This is a genomic window from Teichococcus aerophilus, assembly GCF_014490485.1.
GTDB lineage: Bacteria > Pseudomonadota > Alphaproteobacteria > Acetobacterales > Acetobacteraceae > Pseudoroseomonas > Pseudoroseomonas aerophila.
In genome coordinates this window covers 25745-49177 of record NZ_JACTVA010000031.1, presented here as the reverse complement: position 1 = coordinate 49177, position 23433 = coordinate 25745, and the positions used below count along the sequence as shown (strand labels likewise).

Genomic DNA, 23433 nt, shown 5'->3' with positions numbered 1-23433 from the left:
GGCCGGGGCCGGCCGCTCGCCTGGCCAGCCCTCGGCACATGGGCCCACACACGGGGTTCGTGGTGGGCTGACCCTGGAATAACCGGGGCCGGGCCCGCCGGGTTCAACCGGTGCCTAGGCATGGAGCCTACCGGCTGGCCCCGCAATTTGCAAACCACTTGGTCTGTTTTTAGTATTGCCAGGGCCAGGGGAAGTGCCCCCCTGGCCCTGGCCGTCGCGTCAGGCCGCCTGCAGCGCCCGCCAGATGACTTCCGGCGTCGCCGGCATGTCCAGGTGGGTCACGCCGTCCGAGGACAGCGCATCCACCAGCGCATTCATCACGGCGGGCGGCGAGCCCACCGCCCCGGCCTCGCCAGCCCCCTTCACCCCCAGCGGGTTGGTCTCGCAGGGGATCTCCACCAGCTCCACCTCGATATCCGGCAGGTCGACGGCGCGCGGCAGCGCGTAGTCGTTCAGGCTGGCCGAGATCAGCTGGCCGGTCTCCGGGTCGTAGGCGGTGCGTTCCATCACCGCCTGGCCGATGCCCTGGGCCACGCCGCCATGCACCTGCCCGCGCACGATCAGCGGGTTCAGCGCGTGGCCGACATCGTCCACCACGATGTAGCGCAGGATGTCGGTGTGGCCGGTCTCCGGGTCCACCTCCACCTCGGCGATGTGGCAGCCATTGGGGTAGGTGCCGTGCGGCACGGCGGCCACCTCGGCGGCATCCAGCAGCGTGGCGGTCTCCCCGCGCGCGGCGCGTGCGCGCTGGGCGGCGGCCAGTTCGAGGATGCCGATGCCACGGTCGGTACCCGCGATGGCGAAGCGGCCCTCACCGGCCGAGAACTCGATGTCGCTGGGGGAAGCTTCCAGCGCCTCGCCGGCCGCCTGCTTGCCCTTCTCGATCACCGTGGTGGCGGTGGCCAGCAGGGCAGTGCCTTCCGAATACAGGCTGCGGGCACCGCCGGTGCCGCCCCCGGTCGGGATCTCGTCCGAGTCGCCCTGCAGGATGCGGATCTTCTCCATCGGGATGCCCAGCTGGTGGCTGGTGATCATCGCGTAGGCCGTCTCATGCCCCTGGCCGGTCGATTGCGTGCCGACCAGCACGTCCACCATGCCGTCCTGAGCGAAGCGCACTTCGGCCCGCTCGCTGGGGTCGCCGCCGGTGGCCTCCAGGTAGTAGGCCATGCCGATGCCGCGCTTCTTGCCCTTGGCCTCGGACGCGCTGCGCCGTGCCGCGAAGCCGGCCCAGCCGGACTTCTCCAGCGCCTTGTCCAGCACCTGGACGAAATCGCCCGAATCGTAGGTCTGGCCCACCGGGGTGCGGTGCGGCATGGCGCTGGGCGGCACCATGTTGCGGCGGCGCAGCTCCACCCGGTCGATGCCCGTCTCGCGCGCCGCGGCGTCGATCAGCCGCTCCACCAGGTAATTGCTCTCCGGCCGCCCGGCGCCGCGATAGGCGTCCACCGGCACCGTGTTGGTCAGGATGCCCAGCACGTTGGCGTAGATGGCCTGGAAGCCATAGACGCTGGCCAGCACTTTTGTTCCTGCCCCGCTCGGGATGAACGGAGCAAAAGTGGACAGGTAGCCACCCATATCCGCCAGGTTCAGCGTGCGCAGCGCCAGGAACTTGCCGTCCTTGTCCAGCGCCAGCTCGCCCGTCGTCAGGTTGGCGCGGCCCTGGGTGTCGGACTGGAACGCCTCCATCCGCTCGCTCGCCCACTTCACCGGGCGGTTCAGCTTGCGGGCGGCCCAGCAGCACAGGGCATACTCGCCATACAGATACAGCTTCATGCCGAAGCCGCCGCCGACATCTGGCGTGACGACGCGGAACTTCTCCGGCGGCAGGTGGAAGACGGACTTGGCCAGCAGGTCCTTCACCAGCCAGGAGCCCTGGGTGCCGGCATACAGGGTGAATTTCTGTGCCGCCGCGTCGTACTCGGCCAGGGCGGCGCGGCCCTCCATGCTGTTCACGACGATGCGGTTGTTCACCACCGTCAGCTTGGTGACATGCGTGGCCTGGGCGAACAGCGCATCCGTCGCCGCCTGGTCCCCCGCCGCCCAGTCGAAGCACACATTGTTGGGCGCGGTGTCCCACACCTGCGGCTGGCCGGCATCCCGCGCCTTGCCCAGCTCGGTGGTGGCGGGCAGCACGTCGTAGTCGACCATCACCGCCTCGGCCGCGTCCCGCGCCGCCTGGATGCTGTCGGCCACGATGAAGGCCACCGGGTCCCCCACATGCCGCACGGTGCCGACCGCCAGGCCGTAGCGCGGTGTATCGGCGCGCGGGGTGCCGTCGCGGTTCTTCAGCGGGATGGCGCAGGGGATCTCGCCCAGCCCGTCATCCAGCCAGTCCTGCCCCGTCAGCACCGCGTGCACGCCGGGCAGGGCGCTGGCATCGGCGGTGTCGATGGAGAGGATGCGCGCATGGGCATGCGGGCTGCGCAGCAGGATGCCGTGCAACTGCCCGGGTACGGAGATGTCGTCGGTATAGCGGCCGTTGCCCTTCAACAGCCGGGGGTCCTCGATCCGCCGCATGGGCTGGCTGAGGCCGAATTTCGCCATTGGTTCGTTTCCCGCATTCTGTCCCGGCCGCATCATCGGCCCAGCCAGCCCGAAAAGGGAAGTCCCCTTGCGATGACGGTTGGATCGGGGTGCCGGGCGGGGGCGTTGACCCGTTGCGCGCTGCCCCTGGCCTTGGCCCTGGTCAGCGTTCGGCTTGGGTTGGCGGGGAAGGTCAGGGGCAGGAATTCCCCTGAAACCCCATCTTTTTCTACCAGTTGGCGTGGGGCTCGGGGTGACCGATCACCCATGAGAATATCGTGGACTCCGGGGGCCCAACCATCAGCCTCCGGCGGTCCTGGACCTCCAGCGTAACCCCAGCCTGCGCTCTGAAAAGCTGACGCCGCCACAGCCACGCCCGAAAGACTCGCAGAAGAAAGATGGGGTCCGGGGAATTCCTTCCCCGGCCTTCTTGCCCAAGGCCACATTCGCCCGTGTCGTGGCCGTGGCCTGAGGCTCCTACCTCGGGTGCCCGCGTCTCCGCCCCTCGCCATCGTTCCATCCCTGAGCCGCAAATGCCTTCCGCCCGGCCCACCGACGCCGCACCCCTATTTGAGAACGCGGGCGGTGAAAAATCCGCGTCACCACGTCCGGCGCAGCCGGCACGGAATACCGCCCGAAAGGCCACCGCCACGGCCTTGCGTCCCGCCTGCGGCGGGCGCAGCTTCCGCTTCCATGTGGTTCCCTGCCCCCCGCGACCTGACCCCCCGCGTGCTCTCCCGCCTGCCGGAGCGCCATCGCAATCCCCGCCGCACCACCTGGGCCGACGCCAACAGGAGCGGCCAGGAAATCGACAGCTTCCTCGAAGGCCCGTGCTTCGACGCCGCCGGCAACCTGCACGTGGTGGATATCCCCTACGGCCGCATCTTCCGCGTCACCCCCACCCAGTGGCCGGTGGTGGCTGAATACGAGGGTTGGCCCAACGGCCTCGCCGTCGGCACCGCGGACAGCCTGCTGGTGGCCGACTACCGCCACGGCCTGCTGTCGCTGGACCCCTCCACCGGCGCCATCGCGCCACTGCTGGAAACCGTGGCCAGCGAAGGCTTCAAAGGCCTGAACGACGTCACCACCGGCCCGCACGGCCAGGTGCTGATGACGGACCAGGGCCAGACCGGAATGCAGGACCCCACCGGCCGCGTCTGGCGCCTGTGGCCGGACGGGCGGGTGGACAAGCTCATCGGCAACGGCGCCAGCCCCAACGGCATCGTGCTGAACCGCGCCGGCACCCACGCCTACGTCGCCATGACCCGCGCCTGCGAAGTCTGGCGCTTCGCCCTGCGGGACGACGCCTGGGTGGGCAAGGCCGGCGTGTTCTTCCGCACCCCCGCCGGCATCTCCGGCCCCGATGGCCTGGCCGTCGATGCGCGGGACCGCCTGTTCATCGCCAACCCCGGCCACGGCATGGTCTGGGGCGTCGACCCCTACGGCGCACCCCTCTTCGCCATCGACTGCCGCGGCTACGGCCGCATGCCCACCAATGTCTGCATGGCACCCGACGGCACCACCCTGCTGATCACCGAAAGTGACAGCGGCACCGTGCTGAGCGTGGATATCCCGGCGACCTGACGAAGCTTCGCGCTTTGAAGCGAAGGGAAGGCCGGGGAAGGAATTCCCCGGACCCCTTCTTTTCTTTCTGCGAGTTTGGCTAAGCGCTCCGGGACTGAGAGCGGGCGCTGCTTGATGATATTTATAATGGGCCAACTGGGCTGAACCCTCAGTCGCCGGAGGTTCTGGACCTCCGGCGCACCCAGCCGTCTCTCAAGCTCGACCGTCCAACAGCTTCCGCGTGAAAACTCGAAAAAAATAAAAGAAGGGGCCCGGGGAATTCTTTCCCCGGCCTTCCTTCCCACCCGCTTCCCCCCCGGCTAACCCGGCAGTCCCAGCATGTTCAGACCTCTGCCTTCGGGGGCAGCGGGAACAGCGTCACCAGCCGTTCCGCGAGGGCGCGGTCGCCCGAGAGGCGCAGGGCCCCGTCCTGTTCCAGTGCTGCCAGGGACTGCCCGCCATAGAGGACGGCGGCGATGCTGCGCGGTGCGCCGTCCAGTATCAGTTGCACACCCTCCACCGGCCCTGGTTCGATGGCGATGGTGCCGTGGGAGAGCCGGGCCAGGTAGGACTCGCCGTCCAGCAGCAGGCCGATCCGCGCCTCCAGCCCGGCGGCGCGCTCCGCATCCAGCATGGTGCGCAGGGATAGCAGCAGGGAGGCGGCGCTGAATGGCAGGCTAGGGTCGTGGGCGGGGGAGCGTGCGGCCCAGCGGCCAAGCGCCTGGAAGATCGGCTCGCTCTCCAGCCCCCAGGCGGTGAGTTCGTAGACCTGGGCAGAGGCCGGGGGCGGCAGGCGGCGGCGCACCAGCACGCCGGCGGCTTCCAGCCCGTCCAGCCGCTGGGTCAGCACATTGGCGCTGAGGCCGGGCAGGCGGGCGCGCAATTCGTTGAAGCGGCGGGGGCCGAACATCAGCTCCCGCATCACCAGCAGGGCCCAGCGTTCGCCCAGCAGGTCCAGCGCGTGGGCGGCGGCGCAGGCATCCTCGTACCATTGGCGTCGCCTGGCGGGCGCAGCTCTGGTTACTTTTTCTGACTTCATGGTTGCTTTTAATAACTCAACCATGGCATCACGGTCAAACACCGGCTGGCCAACAGCGCCGGCCCCAGAACAAGCCGAAGGAAACCTCCCATGCCGAAGCTGATTTTCGTCAACCTGCCGGTCCAGGACCTGCCGCGCGCCGTGGCCTTCTACGAAGCGGTTGGCGCCACCCGGAACCCGCAATTCAGCGACGACACCGCCGCCTGCATGGTCTTCTCCGAGACCATCAGCGTCATGCTGCTGACCCATCCCAAATTCGCCCAGTTCACCCCGCGCCCGATCGCCGACGCGCGGGCGGCGACCGAAGTGCTGGTCTGCCTCTCCGCCGAGAGCCGGGCGGAGGTGGACGCCGTAGTCGGCAAGGCCGCCGCCGCCGGCGGGCAGGCCGATCCCGGCCCGAAGCAGGATTACGGCTTCATGTACGGCCGCAGCTTCGAGGACCCGGACGGCCATATCTGGGAATTGATGTGGATGGACATGGCCGCCGCCCAGGCCGCCGCCACCAAGGCACCCGTGGAGGGCTGAGCCATGCAAGGTGTCGCCACCTGCCTGTGGTTCGACGGCCAGGCCGAAGAAGCCGCCGCCTTCTACGTCGATACCTTCCGCGCGGCGGGGCGGGAGGCCTCCCTCGGCCCCGCCATGCGCAACCCGGCCGGCGGGCCAGGGGCGGAAGGCCGCATCCTGCTGCAGACCTTCACCCTCGACGGCCACGCCCTGCAGGGACTGAATGGCGGGCCGGATTTCCACTTCAGCCCGGCCACTTCGCTCAGTATCCCCTGCCACACGCAGCAGGAACTGGATCATTTCTGGAATGCGCTGCTGGTCGGCGGGCAGCCCAGCCAGTGCGGCTGGCTGACGGACCGTTTCGGCCTCTCCTGGCAGGTGTTTCCGCGCGTCCTGCCGGAGCTGCTGATGGGAGCGGACAGAGCGCGCGCCGCCCGCGTCATGCAGGTCATGATGGGCATGACGAAGCTGGATATGGCCGCGCTGGAAGCGGCCTGAGGGTGACGGCGTGGAAAAGGCCGGGGGAATGAATTCCCCCGGACCCCCTTCTTTTTTCTGCGAGTTTAGCGAAGCGCTTCAGGACTGAGAGCGGACGCTCTGGATGATATTTAAAATGGGCCACACGGGCTGAACCCTCAGTCGCCGGAGGTCATAGACCTCCGGCGCGAACTGGCCGGGCCTCAAACCAGAACAAACCTCTCAACAGCCACGCCCGCGAAAACTCGAAAAAAGAAAAGAAGGGGCCCGGGGAATTCCTTCCCCGGCCTTCCTCCCCCCGACCGTCACCGCGCGAATCCCGCAATCCCTTCCCGCAGCATCTCCGTCCGCCCGTCCCGCGTCACTTCCCACAGCGGGTTGTCTACCGAGAGGCGTTGCCCGCCATCGCGCTGGATCGGCCGGATCAGCACGCCGCCGCGCCCGCGGCTATCGGCGCCGAACAGCGAGAGCGGGATGCGCACATACAGCCCCTTGTCGAACGACCCTTCTCCGAACTGCGCGGCGGAGACATTGGTCAGCGTGGCGAAGCCGCCCACCTCGATGCCGGAAGCGAAGCGGCGGCCGATCTCCACCGTGCCGCCCCAATCCCCCGCCAGATAGCGCCCGGCGCGCAGCACGCCGTACAGTCCCCACACCGGCAGGTCGGCGTAGAGGGAAAGATGCCCGGTGGCGGCGCTGTAGTTGCGGAAGCCAAGTCCGCCATCGAAGTCGCGCTGCTTCACCCAGTTCAGGTCCAGCCCCACCGCGAAGCCACGGTCATGCGGCCGCCACAGCACTTCGGAGGACGCACCGCCGAACATCGGCTCCAGCCACCCCACCGTGGCGCGGGCGAAGACGTCCGGCGCCAGGTTCCAGATCCGTTCGCCATACAGGCCGGGGATCGAGGTCTTCCCCTCGGCGGCGTAGCGGCCGTAATCGGTGCGCACATGTGGCAACAGACTGTCCGAGGCCGGGCCGTCCGCCAGGTTGCCCAGCAGCGTCTGCTGCACGCTGCCCGCCAGGCTGAAGCCCGAGCCGAGCGAGACCCGCCCGCCCGCCGCCACCCCGGTCTGCCAGCGCAGCGTGCGCGTCGGGTCGCCGAGCTGGAGGGAGAGGCGCGGCTCCACCGCCCAGTCCCAGGCGATGCCGGATGGCACCAGGCTGCCGGGGGCGATCTCGCCAGTGGCGGGAAGCGGGAAGCTGGTGGCCCAGGCTTCCTCCGGGCTGACGCGGCCGGTCATGCTGCCTTCCAGCACGGCCCGCGGCACCTCCAGCACCGCGATCTCCGCCCCCGCCTGCCACCAGCGCAGGCGCAGCATGTCGACCTGCCCCGGCAGCAGCCCCTGGGTGGCGCGCAGCACCCGCGCCGCCACCTGCGGCTGCCCGGCGAAGCGGCCACCCTCCACCGCGATTTCGGCCACCGTGCCATCCAGCCGGAAGGCGAGGGGGGTGAACCCGGCCTGCGCCAATGCCGCGAACATCTGCTCTGCCAATGCCGCTTCGTCGACCGGCGCCACGCTGGCGGCCGGCCGGGCGCGCAACGGCGGTGGCGCGGGCGGCGAGATGCTGGGCGGATCGTCCGGGTTCAGCCGCAGGGAAACGCGGAACAGCACATCCGTCCCATGCGTGGCGAAGACCCCGGCATCCAGCCATTCGTTCGACCATTGCAGGCCGAAGTTGAAGCGCGACTCCGCCTCGCCCCGCCCACCGGCGCGCCGGGCGGGATAGCCGCCGCGCTCGTCCCGCAACGCGTCGCCGGACCATTCCACCTTGGCGCGCAGCCCGCCGACGCTGCCCCAGGGCGTATCGAACTCCGGCACGCTCCACTCGACACCGCCGAACGGCGCCACGTCCTCGCCGCGGAACCAGTTGGTCTGCACCGTGCCACCACGGCCGACGCTGCGCGGCCGGCTGTTGAAGGCGCCGGAGGCATAGGCCAGCGGGTTGTTCCATTCCCCGCCCGTGCCCAGCCGCCCCCAGCCCAGCCCGGCCGAGACATCCAGCCCCCACCAGCGCTTGGAAGCGACGATGTACTCGCCGCTATACAGCCCGGTGCCGATGAAATCCTGCAGCCCCACCGCCACGGCGGGCGTGTAGTCCCCCTCCCGCAACAGCCGCAGCTTGAGGTCGAAGGAGCGGTCGGTGGTCATGCCCCGCCCGGCGGTGGCGTCCAGCCGCTCGGTCAGGCGGAAGGTCGTCTCCAAAAAGGGCAGGGCCTGGAAATTGACGAACCAGAAGCGCCGCTGGTGCCGCACCGCCGCCCCGGTCTCCAGCGTGCCATCGTCGCGGAAGCGGGCATTGCGCGTCTCGATCAACCCGACGCCGCCGAAATTGCCCCCGGTGGCCGGAATTTCCTCCGCCGCCGCAGGCGTGAAGGCGGCAGAGAGGGACAACACCGCCAGCGTCAGTCGAAGAAAGGGGCGCATGGCGAAGGCTGATCAGACACCGAGTTCACGAATCCGTGATATTTGCCCTAAGTGCAAACTCAAGGCGAGTCCGAACTTCGTCACTGGCTTTGCCGAGAGGCCGGGCTGTGTCGGCTCGGTACCGGATGCCCCGGTGGATCGAAGGGGCTCCGCCCCCTCGAACTCCCCCGGCAGGGGATGCGATCCCCTGCACCCGCGATGAGTGAATCGCGCCGTTACCTCGAGCGTTTCTAAATAATACTATTATTAATCAATTATTTAAAGGGATTGGCCGTAGGCGGAATCGACCCACGAACGGGTTTCCAAAGGCCCAGGCCTTTGGCAGGGAGAGTGTGAGAGGGGCAGCGCCCCTCTCACAAACCTGCGCGGCGTCACGAACCCCACCCCCATGGACAGCACCCGTCCCCCCGCGTTGAATGCGCCGTCATGACCTTCTCGCTCCTGGGCCGCTGCGCCCGCACCGGCCAGTTCGGTGCCGCCTGCACCACCTCCTCCATCGGCATCGGGGGCCGCGTGCCCTACCTGGCCGCGCAGACCGGCGGCGTGCTCACCCAGCACCGCACCGACCCCCGCCTCGGCCCGCGCGGCGTCGACCTGCTGCGCAGCGGCTGCTCGGCGGCGGAGACCATTGCCGCCCTGGTCGCCAGCACGCCGGACCACGGCTGGCGCCAGCTGGCCGCCATCGACGCCCAGGGTCGCACCGCGCATTTCCACGGCGCCCGCATGAAGCCTGCCCATGCCGACGCGCACGGCCCCGGCTGCGTCGCCATCGGCAACATCATGGCCAGCGCCGACGTGCCGCGCGTGATGATCGAGACTTTCCTGGCCAACTCCGACGCCCCGCTGGCTGACCGCCTGCTGGCCGCCCTGCAGGCTGGCGAGGATGCCGGTGGCGAAGGCCGTCCCCTGGTCTCCGCCGCCCTCCTGGTGGTGGACAAGGAAAGCTTCCCCTACGCCGACCTGCGCGTGGACCGGGACGCCACGCCCATCGCCACCCTGGCCGGCATCTGGCGGGACTACGCCCCGCTGGCGGACGAATACGTCCTTCGCGCCGTCTCCGCCGACAGTGCCCGCGGCGGCTGATCCCCGGGCCAGAACGAAGCATGAATCGGGGCGCCCGAGTCGCCCAGGTGAATCAATCACCTGCCCCGAGTCGGGAGAACGGATGTACGCTGTTCTCCACACGCAAGATGTTGTGGGCGTCCCCGATTCGGCACCCCAAGAGGGTGCCGGATTCGTTCCGGATGCTTTGGCCGAGTCGGGGGAAGGGCAGGGGCGCCGCCCCTGCATTCCGGTGGGGTGGCGGTGTCACCCCGCCCCCGCCATCAATGGGGCCGCGTGATGGGCAAGACGGCTGTTTTCCTGAATGGCCCGATCGGCTCGGGCAAGACGACGCTGGGGCGTGCGCTGGCGCGGCGGATCGGTGGTGTCTTCATCGATGGGGACGATTATTCGGACCCCGGCCGGCCTTGGTACTGCTCCATCCTGCGCACCAGCCGGGCGGTGGTCCGGGCCACCCAGGATGCCTTCGCGGTCAGCGACCATGCCGTGATCGCCTATCCCCTCGGCTGCGCCACCTGGATGTTCTACCGGCGGCATATCGAGGCGGTGGGCGCCCGGCCAGTGTTCGTGAACCTGCGGGCGTCCTACCCCCAGATCGTCGCCCCGGGCCGCTTGCGTGAATTCGATGCGGCGGAGCATGCGCGCATCCGGCAGATGATCGCCGAGGGTTATGCCGAACGCCCCTTCGCCGATGCGACGATCGACACTGGCACCGCGACCGTTGAGGAGACCCTTGTGGCCCTGCTCGCCTCCCTGCCTGAAAACTGACAGCGGGGTCCGGGGTGGATTTTCCACCCTGGCGGGGGTCCAGGGGCGGCGCCCGCTGGACCTACCTACCAGTCTTTATCGGGCGCTCAGGAAGGCACGGACCAGCTGGATGGTGGCCGCCGGGTTCTCCTCCATGATCCAGTGGCCGGAGTTCGGAACGATGCCTTCCGTGACGTTGGTGGCCGCCGCGCGCATCACGGTGGCCATCATCGGGCCGAAGGATTTCTCCCCGCCGAGGGCCAGCACCGGCATGGCCAGCATGCCACGCGCGGCCAGGGATGCCCGGTTGTCCACCGCATCCTGGTCGAAGGCGGCGAACTGGGCGAAGCCAGCCCGCATCGCGCCCGGCTGTGCGTAGAGCTGGGCGTAATGGGCACGGTCGGCCTCGGCGAAGCTGGCAGGGTCGGCGGAGAACTCGTTCCAGAAACGGTCCAGGTAGATGCGCTCCCGCCCCGCCACCAGCCGCTCCATATCCGGGCCACCGAAGCGGAAATGCCACAGCAGCGGGTTCTTCAGCACTTCGTCCCACGGGCCGATGCCGGGTACGGGCGCATCGATCAGCACCAGCCGCGTCACTTGCCCCGGATGCTCGATGGCGAAGGCGAAGGCCACCATGTTGCCGATGTCATGCGCCACCACATCCGCTTGCGTGATCCGCAGCGTATCGAGCACGCCGGCGATGTCGGCCGCCTGGTTCTTCTTGTCGTAACCTCCCGCCGGCTTGGCCGAGAGACCCATGCCGCGCAAATCCGGCACCACCACCGTGTGGTCCCGCGCCAGGTCGGTGGCCATCGCCGCCCACATGTCGCCGGTCTCGCCATAGCCGTGCAGCAACAGCACGGCGGGCCCCTGGCCGCCGACGCGGACATGGAGGGTGGTGCCGTTGGTCTCGATCTCCCGCGCCACGAAAGCGGCGGGAAAGGACAGGGTCTGCGCGGCGGCGGGACTGACAACGCCCAGCAGGGCGAGCATCAAGGCGATCAAACGTGGCATGTGCGGTGGCTCCCATGAAGGTCGACGGCCCAACCTGTGCCCGCCTCGCCAGCGCGCGCGATGACGAGGCAGCCAGCCCACCCGCGCCTGCCCCGCAGCGCTCTGCACGGGCGGAGACGATGGGGTGGCTGCAGATCCGCCCGGACAGTGCCGGGCCAGTCGTATCCGCGCGCGTCTTGGCTATGCCTGGGCGCCTTCTTCCACGCTGCCCACAGCACCTGCATGGCGGTGCGCCGTGATGACCGTTGCATATCCGGCATGGTCTGGGGAAGCGGGAACACGGCCTTGAACGCATTCCACTGAGGGGGCGGCTTGGCCAAGTTGCCACGGCGGCGATGTCTTGCAGGGCTGAGTGGCTGTCCGGCGCTGGAGCTTCCAGGTCGGATCGAGGGGGCGCTGCCCCTCAAGCTCCCCCGGCAGGGGATACGATCCCCTGCACCGCGTATGCGTCAGGATGGTGCCGCTCCCGACAGCAGGGCGGCCTTGACCAATAAATATTCTTGAGATCAGTCGGTTAGGCGTTCGACATCTCTCACCGGGAGCCCCTCATAAAAGGGGTTTCCAAAGGCCTCAGGCCTTTGGCGGGGAGAGTGTGAGAGGCGCAGCACCCCTCTCACCCGACACACCAGCTTCAGTTGCCCGGAAACATCTTCCCCGGGTTCATGATCCCCTTGGGGTCCAGCGTCGCCTTCAGGGAGCGCATGACGTCCAGCACGTCCACGCCGTGCTCCTGCGCCAGGAACTCGCGCTTCCCCAGCCCGATGCCGTGCTCGCCGGAGCAGGTGCCACCCAGCGCCAGCCCCTTGGCGACGATCTTGCGGTCCAGCTCCCACGCCTTCTCCAGCCCCTGCGGGTCGCCTTCGGGGAACAGGATGACGACGTGGTAGTTGCCGTCCCCCACATGGCCGACGATGCAGGTGTTCTGCCCGGAAGCCACCGCCTCCTCCTTGGCGCTGACGATGGCCTCGGCGAGGCGGGAGATCGGCACGCACACATCGGTGGTGATGCCGCGGCAGCCCGGGTACAGCGCGTTGGCCGCCCACCAGGCGTCATGCCGCGCCTTCCACAGCTTGTTGCGCGCATCGGCATCCTCGGCCCAGGCGAAGCCCAGCCCGCCCATCTCGGTCGCCAGTGCCTCCACCGCCTCGGCCTGCTCCCGCACGCTGGCGGGGCTGCCGTGGAATTCCAGGAACAGCGTCGGCAGCGGCTGGAAGTCCAGCTTGGAATAGGCGATCGAGGCCCGCATCTGGTCCGCATCCGCCAGTTCGATTCGTGCGATGGGGATGCCGGCCTGCATGGTCATGATCACGGTCTCCACCGCCGCCTGCAGGCTGTCGAACTGGCAGACGGCGGCGGTGGTGGCTTCCGGGATGCCCTGCAGCCGCAGGCGGATTTTCGTCACCACGCCCAGCGTGCCCTCCGACCCCACGAACAGCCGCGTCAGGTCGTAGCCGTTGGAGGCCTTGCGCGTGCGGCCGCCGGTCTGGATGACGCGGCCATCGGCCAGCACCACCTCCAGGCCCATCGTCGCCTCCCGCATCGTGCCGTAGCGCACGGCGTTGGTGCCGCTGGCGCGCGTGGCCACCATGCCGCCCAGGCTGCAATGGCTGCCCGGGTCCACCGGAAAGAACAGCCCCTGGTCCCGCAGGTAGTCGTTCAGCTGGTGGCGGCTGACGCCGGCCTCCACCAGGCAGTCCATGTCCTCCGCATTCACCTCCAGGATGGCGGTCATGCGGGAGAGGTCGAGGCTGATGCCCTTGCGCACCGGCACGACATGCCCTTCCAGGCTAGTGCCGGCACCGAAGGGCGTGACCGGCACGCCATGCAGGTTGCACAACGCCAGCAGGCGGGAGACCTCCTCGGTGCTCTCCACGAAGGCCACCGCATCCGGCAGCACCGGCGGGTTGGCGTCCTCGCCCTTGGAATGCTGCTCGCGGATGGAAGCATTGGTGCTCATCCGGACGCCAAGGAACTCACGCGCGGCGGCGATGACCGTCTCGACGGGGTTGGTTTCGATATTCATGGGCGTTGTCCCCTTCGAGAGGTGGGTCATGCATCCCGCCGCGGCGGGCCTGTGGTTCTTTACGCGGCAACGGGCAGCCGTCCATCCCGTGATCGCTCATGCCGTCCATGCCGCCGCCTGGGCCGTCCGCTGACCCCGCTATCAGGCTGGGCTTCCTGCGCCGTCCCGGCCCTACGCCCTTCGCCAGGCGCATTCTGCCCGGGCCGCCTGTCCAGCCAGCCATCGGGCAGTGCTTTCTCGCCGGCTTCCACCGGGCCAGCCATTCCCCGTCAGCCCCTGCATCCTGGCAGGCCCCCCGGGCACCAGCGCGGCCATCGTCGCCGCGCCGGCCACGCTCGCCCCGTTACCCCTCGCGCGACAGCGGGCAGGTCAGGCAATGCGGCCCGCCGCCGCCCAGCGTGAACAGGGACAGCTCCGGGTCCAGCACCTCCAGCCCCTCGGCCCGCAGCGCGGCATTCAGCGCCGTGCTGCCACGCGCGGAGACCACGCGGCCTTCGCCCAAAGCCAGGATGTTGCAGCCCAGCGCCATGACATCGCGGTAGCTGACCGGGATGCACCGTATGCCATGCCCCTTCAGCCAGTCGATGAAGGCCGGGTCCAGCACATCCGTGCACGCCACGGCCAGGTCCGGTGCCGCCAGGCAGAACAACACGTCCAGGTGCAGGAAGTGCTCGTCGAACGGCTCCAGCCGCACCTCCCAGCCTTCCGCCCGCAGCCAGCCCGCCAACTGCTCGGCGCCTGCCTCGTCCGTGCGGCCACCCGAATGGCCGATCACCGCCAGGCCCGGGCGCAGGATGTGGATGTCGCCGCCCTCCAGCGTCCCGGCGCTGGACTTCTTCCAGAAACTGCTGCCCCGCTCTGCATGGAAATCCACCAGCCCGGCATATTCGCCCCGCCGCTGCGGCCGCTCCAGCTGGCACAGCACCGGGCCCTGGTGCGTCACCACCACGCTGTCCCGCGTATAGACCATGTAGGGCAGGTGCGGCTCCGGCTTCAGCCGGTGCACGGTGACGCCGGCCTGCTCCATCGCCGCCACCAGCTCCGCATGCTGGGCCGCCAGATGCGCGGGCGCCGGGCCCTGCCGGTTCTCCGCCAGGGTATGGCGGGCAATGCTGTTGGTGGGCAGCCAATGGTAATGGTCCGGCGGGCAGACCAGAACCTCTCTGAGCAGCCCCGTTTCCGAGGCGACGCGCCAATGTGTCGACATGGACAGCAAGGCTACGCCCGTCCCGCACGCCCGGCCAGGGGGGCACGCCGCAAATGTCGTGCGGCGGGAGGGAAGGCCGGGGAAGGAATTCCCCGGACCCCATCTTCTTTTTTCGAGTCATTGCGGGGTGGCTGTGGGGATTTCGGCTGTGCTGGTCAGCGGATGGATAACGTCTTGGCAGCGCGTCCCTTCGGCGCGCCCCGCCTCCGCCAACCGCGCACGCGAACGCTCTGCAAGCAGCGAAACCCTTGGGCGGTTTTTTGCCGGCGCCACCCACAACCGGAACACGCCACCCCGATCGGGCCCAAACCCCAACCGGGTTTCCAAAGGCCTCAGGCCTTTGGCGGGGAGAGTGTGAGAGGGGCAGCGCCCTTCTCGAGGCGCGCCCTCGGCAGGCTCCGCGCTATTCCAAAAACCCCCGCCCCCGCCTGCCGGTTCCACAGCGCGAAACCCAGAAGCGGGGCCGGGCGAATCCCCCGCGATATGTTCCCCCACGGCGAACATCGCGCCCCAACCCCGCCCAGGTCGCGTTGACGCTTCGGGGATCGGAGCCTAGCGTTTCCTCACCCGCCACGAATGGCAGGTCAGCAGATAACATGAGGACGTCCCAAGCATGTCGAACCCGGTGAAGGATGCGTGGAAACAGGGCCGCGCGGTGGTCAATGGTTGGCTTGGCATTCCGTCGGCCTTCAGCGCGGAGCTGATGGCGAAGGCGGGCTTCGACAGCCTGACCGTGGATATGCAGCACGGCATCCAGGACTACATGTCCACCGTCGCCTGCATGCAGGCCATCCAGGCGCATCCGGTCACGCCGCTGGTGCGCGTGCCGTGGCTGGAGCAGGGCATCATCGGCAAGGTGCTCGATGCCGGCGCCATGGGCGTCATCTGCCCCATGATCAACACCCCGGCCGAGGCGAAGGCCCTGGTCTCCGCCTGCCGCTACGCACCGGTCGGCACCCGCTCCTTCGGCCCCGTCCGCGCGGCGATCTACGGCCAGGGCGGTGCCTATTTCGACACGGCGAATGACGACATCGCCGTCATCGCCATGATCGAGACGAAGCAGGCGCTGGATAACCTGGAAGCCATCCTGGATGTCCCCGGCATCGACGCGATCTATATCGGCCCGTCCGACCTCGGCATCACCCTCGGCCTGCCGCCGCGGCTGGACCGGGAGGAACCGGAGGTGATGACCATCTACGAGCGCCTGCTGAAGGAAGCCGCCAAGCGCAACATCGCCGTCGGCCTGCACAACGGCACGCCGGAATACGCGCTCAAGATGATCAAGATGGGCTTCCGCTTCACCACCGTCAGCAACGACGCCGCGCTGGTTGGCGTCGGCGCGCTGCGCGACGTGGCGGTGATGCGCAAGGGCTGACCCTCGCCGGCGCATGGCCGCGACCCCACAAGGGCGCGGCCATGCGCCGCATCCCCAGGGCCAATCGACCTCCAGCTCAGGGTCGGCCAGCTCAGGGCGAGAAAAGGGTCAGGGGAAAGAATCCCCCTGCGTAAACGTATACGTCGACGCCATCTTTTCTCTGTCCGTTGGCGTGGGGCTTCGAAGCCGGCAGATGCTTCCGTGAAAGATCACGGGCCACCGGGGCTGAACCATCAGTCTCCGGCGTCACCCCGGTCCGGCCGCGGAAAGGCAGGACGCCCCCGGCAGCCACACCCGAAGACTCGAAGAAAAAAGAAGGGGCCCGGGGAATCCCTTCCCCGGCCTTCCTGTCCAGATCCGGATATCGATGCGTCCAGGGCCGCGACGCCTCCGCTGTCCCAAACGGCAGACATCTCCGCGCCGCCCCCCTCGTTGAGCCCATCCCCTTGGCGCCACCGCCGCCAGGGCCGATAACCCCGCCGCGCCGCAACCCAGCGGCCGCGTGAGGGAGAGCATGGCCGTGTCGGACGAGATCGTGGTGAAGGACAGCAACGGCGCCCGCCTGAGCGACGGCGACTCCGTCCAGGTCATCAAGGACCTGAAGGTGAAGGGCACCTCCGTCACCCTGAAGCGCGGCACCCTGATCAAGAACATCCGCCTGACCGACGACCCCGACGAGATCGAGTGCAACGCCGACAAGGTGAAGGGCCTGGTGCTGAAAGCCTGCTTCCTGAAGAAGGCCTGACACGCCGGCGGTGGGCGAGGTGGAGGCAAGCGGAAGGCTGGGGAAGGAATTCCCCAGGCCGCATCGTCTTTCCTCGAGTTGGGTTCGGGCCTGGATGGCCGGGTGGTGCGTCGGGCTTCCGGCGACCCGCGCGGCCGCGCCTGAACTGCTTCTGACGCCAGCACAGGCTGCAACGCGTCAGAAGGACGAGTGAGGGCATGACCTGTGCGCTCACAAAGCGCGCTCTCTCCATGTTCCTGATCGCGTGATTCGCAGCGCTTCCGCCTCAGGTGAGCCCGCGCCCAAGGCGCAGCCGGAATGTTCCTGTGCCGCCGCGCGCCACTGCAGGCCCTGTCAGCCAGACACCGGTATGACCAAGGGCGCCACGGCCACCCGGCAGTTCCCAAGTCAACCCGCACCCCAAAGGTCGCGCACCAAACCAAGGGCCGGCCAACCCCCGTCGCTGCCACCCCCAGAGACCCGAAGAAAAAAGAAGGGGCCCGGGGAATTCCTTCCCCGGCCTTCCCTACCCTTCGCCCCGCACCCCCTCGAACAGCGCATAGGCCAGGGCCGCCGCCGGCAGGGCGAACCCCACCCAGGCCGTCAGTCCCCAGCCGCCTTCCGCCATCGCCCACCCGCCCAGGGCCGAGCCGATGGCGCCGCCGGTGAAGAACACCGCCATGAACAGCCCGTTCAGCCGGCTGCGGATGGCATCCCCCAACGCATACACCGCGCGCTGCGAGAGAATGAGGTTCAGCGTCACCGCCGCATCGAGCAGGATGGCGCCCACCAGCAGGGCGCCGAGCGCCACCCCGCCACTGCCCAGCAGCGAGACGGGGAAGGCCACCGCCCCCATGGCCAGGGCCAGCCGGATGCCGTTGCGCGCCAGGGCCGGCCGCATCTGTCCGGCATCGGCCAGCCGCCCGGCCAGCGGCGCCACCAGCGCCCCCGCCACGCCCACCAGGGCAAACAGCGCGATGCCGCGCTGGGTCATGCCGAACTGCTCCGTCAGGTGCAGCGGCACCGCGGTCCAGAACAGGCTGAAGGCGGAAAACAGTCCCGCATGGCACAGCGCCCGCCGCCGCAGCACCGGCTGCGTACCCCATAGCTTCGCCATGGAGCGCAACAGCCCGCCATAGCTGACCCCCGCATGCGCCGGCACGCGCTGCGGCAGCAGCCGCCACAGCGCCACGGCCAGCACCGCCGTCACCACGGCGGAGAGCACGAATACGGTATGCCAGCCGGAAACGCTGGCGATGAGGCTGGCCAGCGGCCGCGCCAGCATGATGCCCAGCAGCAGCCCGCTCATCACCTGGCCGACCACGCGGCCACGGATCGGCTCCGGCGAGAGATGCGCCGCGAACGGCACCAGGATCTGCGCCGCCACGGTGCAGATTCCGATGGCGAGGGCGGAGAGCAGGAACGGCAGCGCCGTGCTGGATACCGCCGCCCCAGCCAGGGAAACGGCACAGGCGGCCACCACGCCGACCACCAGAAGGCGGTTCTCCACCAGGTCGCCCAACGGCACCAGCAGCAACAGCCCCAGCCCGTATCCCACCTGGGCCAGCGTGACGATCAGCCCGGCAGCCGCCGGGCTCAGGCCAAGCGACTGGCTGATCGGCCCGATCAGCGGCTGCGCGTAATACAGATTGGCGACCAGGATGCCGCAGGCGGCGGCCATGAGCAGCACCAGCCATGCGGGCATGGCCCGTGGCAGGGGCGCGGCGGTGGCGGAGATGGACATCGGGAAAAGCCTCAGCCAGGGTTGCTGCGGTGCAGCAAGCGCATTCCCGGCCGAGGTGGGGCCAACCGCCCGAAAGCGCCAGCCTTCATGGACGTGGTTTCATGAATCAGGCCGCGATCGCCCGCCTTGCCCCGTCACGCGAAGCGCATCGTGCCAAGCCACACGCCCAGTCGTCGCCCCAGGTCCACACGCCGCCTGGAGCCGATCGCCATCAGCTGGAATCACCGGATGGGGTCAAGATTCGCCCCCAAACAGCCAGAACACCCAAAGTGCGCCTGTGCGAACGGACCATGCTCCAGCACGGAAAGGCTCAGCCCGTCTCCCGGCCAAAATGCCGCTGCCAGACCGGCCCCGCCGCCGGCCGCGCCGCCACCGCCCGCGCCAGCGCATCCAGCCGCGGGCAGTGCGCCGGAAGCCAGTCATCCCCCTTCATCCAGCGCGTCAGGACCGAGAGGTAGATGTCCGCCAGCGAGAACCGCTCCCCCAGGATAAACGGCGCCGGCGCCGCCTCCCGCTCCACCATCGTCCAGATCTCCCGCCCCATTTCCATCGCGCGGGTCCGCAGCGCCGGGGCGCAGCCCGCCTCGGGGGTAAAGCGCTCGGGATAATCGTAGCGGGTGACATGCGGGTAGAACTCGGCCGCCGCCAGCGTCATCCACCGCAGCGCGATCGCCCGGCCCGTCTCCCCCGGCGGCGGCAACAACCCGGCCTCCGGGTGCCGGTCCACCAGGGTCAGCAGAATCGCCAGGCTCTCCGTCAGCACCGTGCCGTCCGGCAGCACCAGCGCGGGAAGGCGCCCCATCGGGTTGATCTTGAGATACCCGGGGGCCAACTGGTGGTCGCCCTCCAACGGCACATCCCGCAACTCCACCGGCGCGCCAATCTCCGCCAGCGCCATCTCGACCGTCGCGGAACCGGAGCGCCGGTTCCCATAAAGAATATAGCGTTCCATGCCCTCAGCCTGGGCCAATCACACCCGCCCGCGCCAGCGAATCACGCGCGCGCTCCCTTCAAAGATGGGCGAGACGGGGGTGGGAGAAGGCCGGGGAAGGAATTCCCCGGACCCCTTCTTTTTTTCTGCGAGTTTAGCGAAGCGCTTCAGGACTGGGAGCGGGCGCTGCTTGATGATTTTAACAATAGGCCACGCGGGGCTGAACCTTCAGTCGCCGGAGGTGCTGGACCTCCGGCGCACCCAGCCGTCTCTCAAGCGCACGGCTTCAAAAGCCCCGCGCGAAAACTCGAAAAAAAGAAAGAAGGGGCCTGGGGAATTCCTTCCCCGGCCTTAACTCTTCGCCTTCATCCCTCCGATGCCAGCCCCACCCCAGCCAGGGCCCGTTCCACCGCCACCTCCGCGTGGATCGCCGTGGTGTCGAATTGCGGCACGCTGCTGTCTTCCGGCTTCACCAGCAGCATGATCTCGGTGCAGCCCAGGATCACCGCCTCCGCCCCCCGGTCCACCAGCCGGGCGATGATCTCCCGGTACGCGGCGCGGGAGGCGGGCTCGACCCGCCCCTGCACCAGTTCGTCGTAGATGATGCGATGGACCGTGGCGCGGTCCGCCTCCTCCGGCACCAGCACCTCCAGCCCGTGCTGCCGGGCCAGGCGGCCCTTGTAGAAATCCTGCTCCATGGTGAAGGCGGTGCCCAGCAGGCCGATGCGGCGCAGCCCGGCGGCCTTGATGCGCTCCGCCGTCGGGTCGGCGATGTGCAGGATGGGGATGCCGATCGCCGCCTGCACGGCGTCCGCCATGCGGTGCATGGTATTGGTGCAGATCAGGATGAAGTCGGCCCCGCCGCGTTCCAGCCGCCGGGCGGCGTCGATCATCAGCGCGGTCGCGTCGTCCCACCGCCCGGCATGCTGCAACGCCTCGACCGTGGCGAAGTCGAAGGACCACATCAGGCAGCGCGCCGAATGCAGCCCGCCCAGCCGCTCCCGCACCGCCTCGTTGATGATGCGGTAATACTCGGCCGAGCTTTCCCAGCTCATGCCGCCCAGCAGCCCGATGACCTTTTGCTCGCCCTGCATGCGCGTCATCCCTCGTCCCACAGCCGTGCGGCGCCGAACACGCCGGAGGAATCGCCGTGCCGCGCCCGCAGCAGCCGGGTGCGGCCGACATCGCCGAAGATCCATGGCTCCATCAGCCGCGGCACCTCCTCATACAGATGCGCCAGGTTGGATAGCCCGCCCCCCAGCACGATCGCATCGGGATCGATCAGGTTGGTGATGGCGGCCAGCGCGCGCGCCAGCCGGCTGGCATGCCGCTCCAGCGCCCCGCGCGCCGCCGCATCGCCACTGGCGGCGGCCTCGGCGATGCCGCCGGCATCCCGCTCGCCCGCGCCCTTCCAGTCCGCCGCCAGGGCCGGGCCGCACAGGAAGGTCTCCAGGCAGCCCTGCAACCCGCACCAGCAGCGTGGGCCGGGGAACTCGCCCGGCGTCATCCAGGGCAGGGGGGTATGCCCCCACTCGCCGCCCACCTTGTTGTAGCCCTCGATCAACCGCCCGCCGACGACGATGCCACCGCCGCACCCGGTACCCAGGATCACGCTGAACACCACGCCATGCCCGGCCCCGGCGCCATCCGCGGCCTCGCTCAGCGCCAGGCAATTGGCGTCGTTGGAAACCCGCACCTTCCGCCCCAGCCGTGCCGCGAGGTCCGCATCCAGCGCCCGGCCGTTCAGGCACTGGGTGTTGGCGTTGCGCACCAGCCCCGTCGCCGGGCTCAGGCTGCCGGGGATGCCGATTCCCACCGGGGCGGGCGCGGCGGCGCCCAACTCCGCCTCCGCCTCCACCACCAGGCCGGTCAGCAGGCCAAGGATGCCATCATAATCACCCGGGGTGCGGGCGCGGCGGCGCAGCCGCACCTCGCCGTCAGGGGCCAGCGCCACGATCTCCGTCTTGGTGCCGCCGAGGTCGATGCCGATGCGTAGATCCATGGCGGGGAGGATAGGCGGGGGCGGGGGGGTGGAGGAAGCAAGGCTGGGGGAAAGAATTCCCCCAGGCCCCCATCTTTTGTCCGCGAGTTCTTCGCCCGGAATGCCCAAGGTCGCGCTCGGCCCAGCGGGGCGATAGTCTGGCGCGGTGCGGAGTGGGGAGGGCGGCTTGAGATCGGGCGCGGGTACGGACTACCGGGGCTGGGGATGGGCGGCGGCCGCGGGGCTGGCGGCTGCATTCGGCACCTGGATGCTGCCGCTGCCTCTGGATGCCAAGACCCACGCCAGCCTGGCGACCGGCTGCGGCCCGCTGGCTTTCGCCGGAATTGGTCGATGGCTGGAGCACCGGCGGGAACGGGTGCGCCGAATCCGCTACCAGCGGGAAGGGCTGGCGCTGCATGAGGCGCCGGAACCGCTGCTCGGCCACCGCACCCCCGATCCAACCGCACCCCCGCCAAGGGCCGAAAGCGAAGAAGCCCGACGCTGATCCAAACGACTGCCTGGCCCGCCGGCACAGCGCCGCAGGCCTGAGCGACTGCTTCAAAAGCCTGCCGAGTGGCGGCGGGCCTTTCCGTACCAGCCTTGTCGGCAGCCTGCCCAATGCCCCCGCATTGGGCCAGGCGCGCCTCCGTGCCGGCACGAAACAGTCCGACCTCGCCTTCACTCAGCAGACTTCCGAGACAGTCCCCTGTGGTCCGGCTGCTCGCAGCCCCAACACTCTTCACCCCCCATCCAAGCCCCACCCCAGACTCGCAGGAAAAAGATGGGGGCCCGGGGGAATTCCTTCCCCCGGCCTTACCCCCGTCCCAGCGCAGCCCCGCCCCCTTGCATCCGCCCCGCCCGGATGATCCATTGTCCGGCCATGAGTGAAACCACGCTCGACGTCCAGGGCCTCACCTGCCCACTCCCCGTCCTCAAGGCCAACAAGGTGCTGCGCGGCCTGCCCGGCGGCGCGCGCCTGACCGTGCTGGCCACCGATCCCGCCAGCGTCGCCGATTTCCAGGCCTATTGCCGGGAGACCGGCCACGCCCTGGTCAGCTTCAGCGAAGCCGCCGGCCTGTTCCGCTTCACCCTGCGCAAGCGCGAGGACGTCGCCCGGCCCCCGGCATGAGCGTCCTGCTGCTGACCCACCACAGTTGCCTCGCCCACCAGAACAGCGAGGACCACCCGGAAAGCCCGGACCGCCTGCGCGCCGTGCTCTCGGCGCTGGAGGCCGAGGATTTCGCCCATCTGTTGCGGGAGGTCGCGCCCCCCGCCACCGAGGCGCAGCTCTGCCTGGCCCACCCGCCGGACTATGTGGCGCAGATCCTGGCCATCCGCCCCCAGCCCGGCCGCTACGTGCCGCTGGATAGCGACACCGCCATGAACCACGCCAGCGCGGAGGCCGCCCTGCATGCCGCCGGCGCGGCGGTGGCGGCGGTGGATGCGGTCTGCACGGATGCCAGCATCCGCCGCGCCTTCTGCGCCACCCGCCCGCCCGGCCACCATGCCGAGCCATCCCGCGCCATGGGCTTCTGCTTCTTCGGCAACGCCGTCATCGCCGCCCGGCACGCGCAGCGGGCGCACGGCCTGGCCCGTGTCGCCATCCTGGATTTCGACGTGCATCACGGCAACGGCACCCAGGCGGCGGTGTGGGACGACCCTTCCATCCTGTTCGCCTCCAGCCACCAGTCGCCCTGCTATCCCGGCACCGGGGACGTGTCGGAGACGGGGGTGGGCAATATCGTCAACGCGCCTCTGCCGCCGGGCGCGGACGGCGCCGCCTTCCGCGCCGCCTGGGCGGACCGCCTGCTGCCGGCGGTGGAGGCCTTCGCGCCCGACCTGCTGGTGCTCTCCGCCGGCTTCGATGCCCATGCGCGGGACCCGCTGGCCCAATTGCGGGTGCGGGAGGCCGATTTCGGATGGCTGACCCATGAAATCTGCCGGATCGCCGACCGCCTTTGCGGCGGGCGAGTCGTCTCCCTGCTGGAAGGCGGCTATGATCTGGATGCGCTGGCGACATCGACCGCCGCCCATGTCCGCGCGTTGATGGCCTGAGGGGTCTGCCCCACCGGCCATTCCCGTGCCCTGCTGAG

The 23433-nt window shown here is 69.3% G+C and carries 20 protein-coding genes; 10 read left to right on the top strand and 10 right to left on the bottom strand.

Going from position 1 to position 23433, the window contains the following annotated elements; all coding sequences use genetic code 11:
- Positions 1-219 precede the first annotated feature (219 nt).
- A complete protein-coding gene (locus tag IBL26_RS16200) occupies positions 220-2544 on the bottom strand; it encodes a xanthine dehydrogenase family protein molybdopterin-binding subunit (protein ID WP_187785548.1) in 2325 nt (774 codons plus the stop codon).
- 672 nt (positions 2545-3216) lie between these two features.
- On the opposite strand from IBL26_RS16200, the gene IBL26_RS16195 reads away from it, so the two are divergent.
- A complete protein-coding gene (locus IBL26_RS16195) occupies positions 3217-4107 on the top strand; it encodes an SMP-30/gluconolactonase/LRE family protein (RefSeq protein ID WP_187785547.1) in 891 nt (296 codons plus the stop codon).
- A gap of 322 nt (positions 4108-4429) precedes the next feature.
- Here the strand turns inward: IBL26_RS16195 and IBL26_RS16190 are convergent, their stop codons facing one another.
- Positions 4430-5125 (bottom strand): winged helix-turn-helix transcriptional regulator, encoded by a 696-nt coding sequence (locus tag IBL26_RS16190; RefSeq protein ID WP_187785546.1) that lies wholly within the window; start codon positions 5123-5125, stop codon positions 4430-4432.
- 90 nt (positions 5126-5215) lie between these two features.
- Between IBL26_RS16190 and IBL26_RS16185 the strand changes: the two genes are divergently transcribed.
- Complete coding sequence (locus IBL26_RS16185; protein WP_187785545.1) at positions 5216-5650, top strand: VOC family protein; 435 nt, start codon at positions 5216-5218, stop codon at positions 5648-5650.
- A gap of 3 nt (positions 5651-5653) precedes the next feature.
- The gene (locus IBL26_RS16180) at positions 5654-6127 is read left to right on the top strand and encodes a VOC family protein (protein ID WP_187785544.1); all 474 of its coding nucleotides are present in this window, start codon (positions 5654-5656) and stop codon (positions 6125-6127) included.
- Positions 6128-6411: 284 nt separating this feature from the next.
- Here the strand turns inward: IBL26_RS16180 and IBL26_RS16175 are convergent, their stop codons facing one another.
- Entirely contained in the window at positions 6412-8532 is a 2121-nt protein-coding gene (locus IBL26_RS16175) for a YjbH domain-containing protein (protein WP_187785543.1), read from the bottom strand.
- A 426-nt stretch (positions 8533-8958) separates the two neighbouring features.
- On the opposite strand from IBL26_RS16175, the gene IBL26_RS16170 reads away from it, so the two are divergent.
- Complete coding sequence (locus IBL26_RS16170) at positions 8959-9615, top strand: DUF1028 domain-containing protein (protein WP_187785542.1); 657 nt, start codon at positions 8959-8961, stop codon at positions 9613-9615.
- Positions 9616-9873: 258 nt separating this feature from the next.
- The gene (locus IBL26_RS16165) at positions 9874-10362 is read left to right on the top strand and encodes a shikimate kinase (protein ID WP_187785541.1); all 489 of its coding nucleotides are present in this window, start codon (positions 9874-9876) and stop codon (positions 10360-10362) included.
- A 75-nt stretch (positions 10363-10437) separates the two neighbouring features.
- On the opposite strand, the gene IBL26_RS16160 is transcribed toward IBL26_RS16165, so the two are convergent.
- From IBL26_RS16160 to IBL26_RS16150, 3 genes are all read right to left on the bottom strand, one after another.
- A complete protein-coding gene (locus IBL26_RS16160; RefSeq protein WP_187785540.1) occupies positions 10438-11355 on the bottom strand; it encodes an alpha/beta fold hydrolase in 918 nt (305 codons plus the stop codon).
- Between the two features lie 631 nt (positions 11356-11986).
- Positions 11987-13378, bottom strand: a complete 1392-nt coding sequence (locus tag IBL26_RS16155; RefSeq protein ID WP_187785539.1) for an FAD-binding oxidoreductase — start codon at positions 13376-13378, stop codon at positions 11987-11989.
- A 343-nt stretch (positions 13379-13721) separates the two neighbouring features.
- Entirely contained in the window at positions 13722-14585 is an 864-nt protein-coding gene (locus tag IBL26_RS16150) for a dimethylarginine dimethylaminohydrolase family protein (protein ID WP_187785538.1), read from the bottom strand.
- A gap of 613 nt (positions 14586-15198) precedes the next feature.
- Here IBL26_RS16150 and IBL26_RS16145 point away from each other — a divergent pair.
- Entirely contained in the window at positions 15199-15960 is a 762-nt protein-coding gene (locus IBL26_RS16145) for an HpcH/HpaI aldolase family protein (protein ID WP_187785537.1), read from the top strand.
- A 520-nt stretch (positions 15961-16480) separates the two neighbouring features.
- On the top strand, positions 16481-16705 hold the full coding sequence (locus IBL26_RS16140) for an alkylphosphonate utilization protein (RefSeq protein WP_367615446.1): 225 nt from the start codon (positions 16481-16483) through the stop codon (positions 16703-16705).
- Between the two features lie 505 nt (positions 16706-17210).
- Here the strand turns inward: IBL26_RS16140 and IBL26_RS16135 are convergent.
- The 4 genes from IBL26_RS16135 to IBL26_RS16120 all read right to left on the bottom strand — a co-directional run bounded on the left by IBL26_RS16135 (position 17211) and on the right by IBL26_RS16120 (position 21361).
- A complete protein-coding gene (locus IBL26_RS16135) occupies positions 17211-18428 on the bottom strand; it encodes an MFS transporter (protein ID WP_187785535.1) in 1218 nt (405 codons plus the stop codon).
- Positions 18429-18738: 310 nt separating this feature from the next.
- Complete coding sequence (locus IBL26_RS16130) at positions 18739-19380, bottom strand: glutathione S-transferase family protein (protein ID WP_187785534.1); 642 nt, start codon at positions 19378-19380, stop codon at positions 18739-18741.
- A 344-nt stretch (positions 19381-19724) separates the two neighbouring features.
- Positions 19725-20453, bottom strand: coding sequence for an aspartate/glutamate racemase family protein (locus IBL26_RS16125; protein WP_187785533.1), 729 nt, complete (start codon positions 20451-20453; stop codon positions 19725-19727).
- A 5-nt stretch (positions 20454-20458) separates the two neighbouring features.
- On the bottom strand, positions 20459-21361 hold the full coding sequence (locus IBL26_RS16120; RefSeq protein WP_187785532.1) for an ROK family protein: 903 nt from the start codon (positions 21359-21361) through the stop codon (positions 20459-20461).
- 247 nt (positions 21362-21608) lie between these two features.
- Between IBL26_RS16120 and IBL26_RS16115 the strand changes: the two genes are divergently transcribed.
- The 3 genes from IBL26_RS16115 to IBL26_RS16105 all read left to right on the top strand — a co-directional run bounded on the left by IBL26_RS16115 (position 21609) and on the right by IBL26_RS16105 (position 23395).
- Entirely contained in the window at positions 21609-21845 is a 237-nt protein-coding gene (locus IBL26_RS16115) for a hypothetical protein (RefSeq protein WP_187785531.1), read from the top strand.
- Between the two features lie 375 nt (positions 21846-22220).
- A complete protein-coding gene (locus tag IBL26_RS16110) occupies positions 22221-22469 on the top strand; it encodes a sulfurtransferase TusA family protein (RefSeq protein ID WP_187785530.1) in 249 nt (82 codons plus the stop codon).
- A complete protein-coding gene (locus IBL26_RS16105; protein ID WP_187785529.1) occupies positions 22466-23395 on the top strand; it encodes a histone deacetylase family protein in 930 nt (309 codons plus the stop codon). Before IBL26_RS16110 ends, IBL26_RS16105 begins: the two co-directional genes overlap by 4 nt.
- Positions 23396-23433 lie beyond the last annotated feature (38 nt).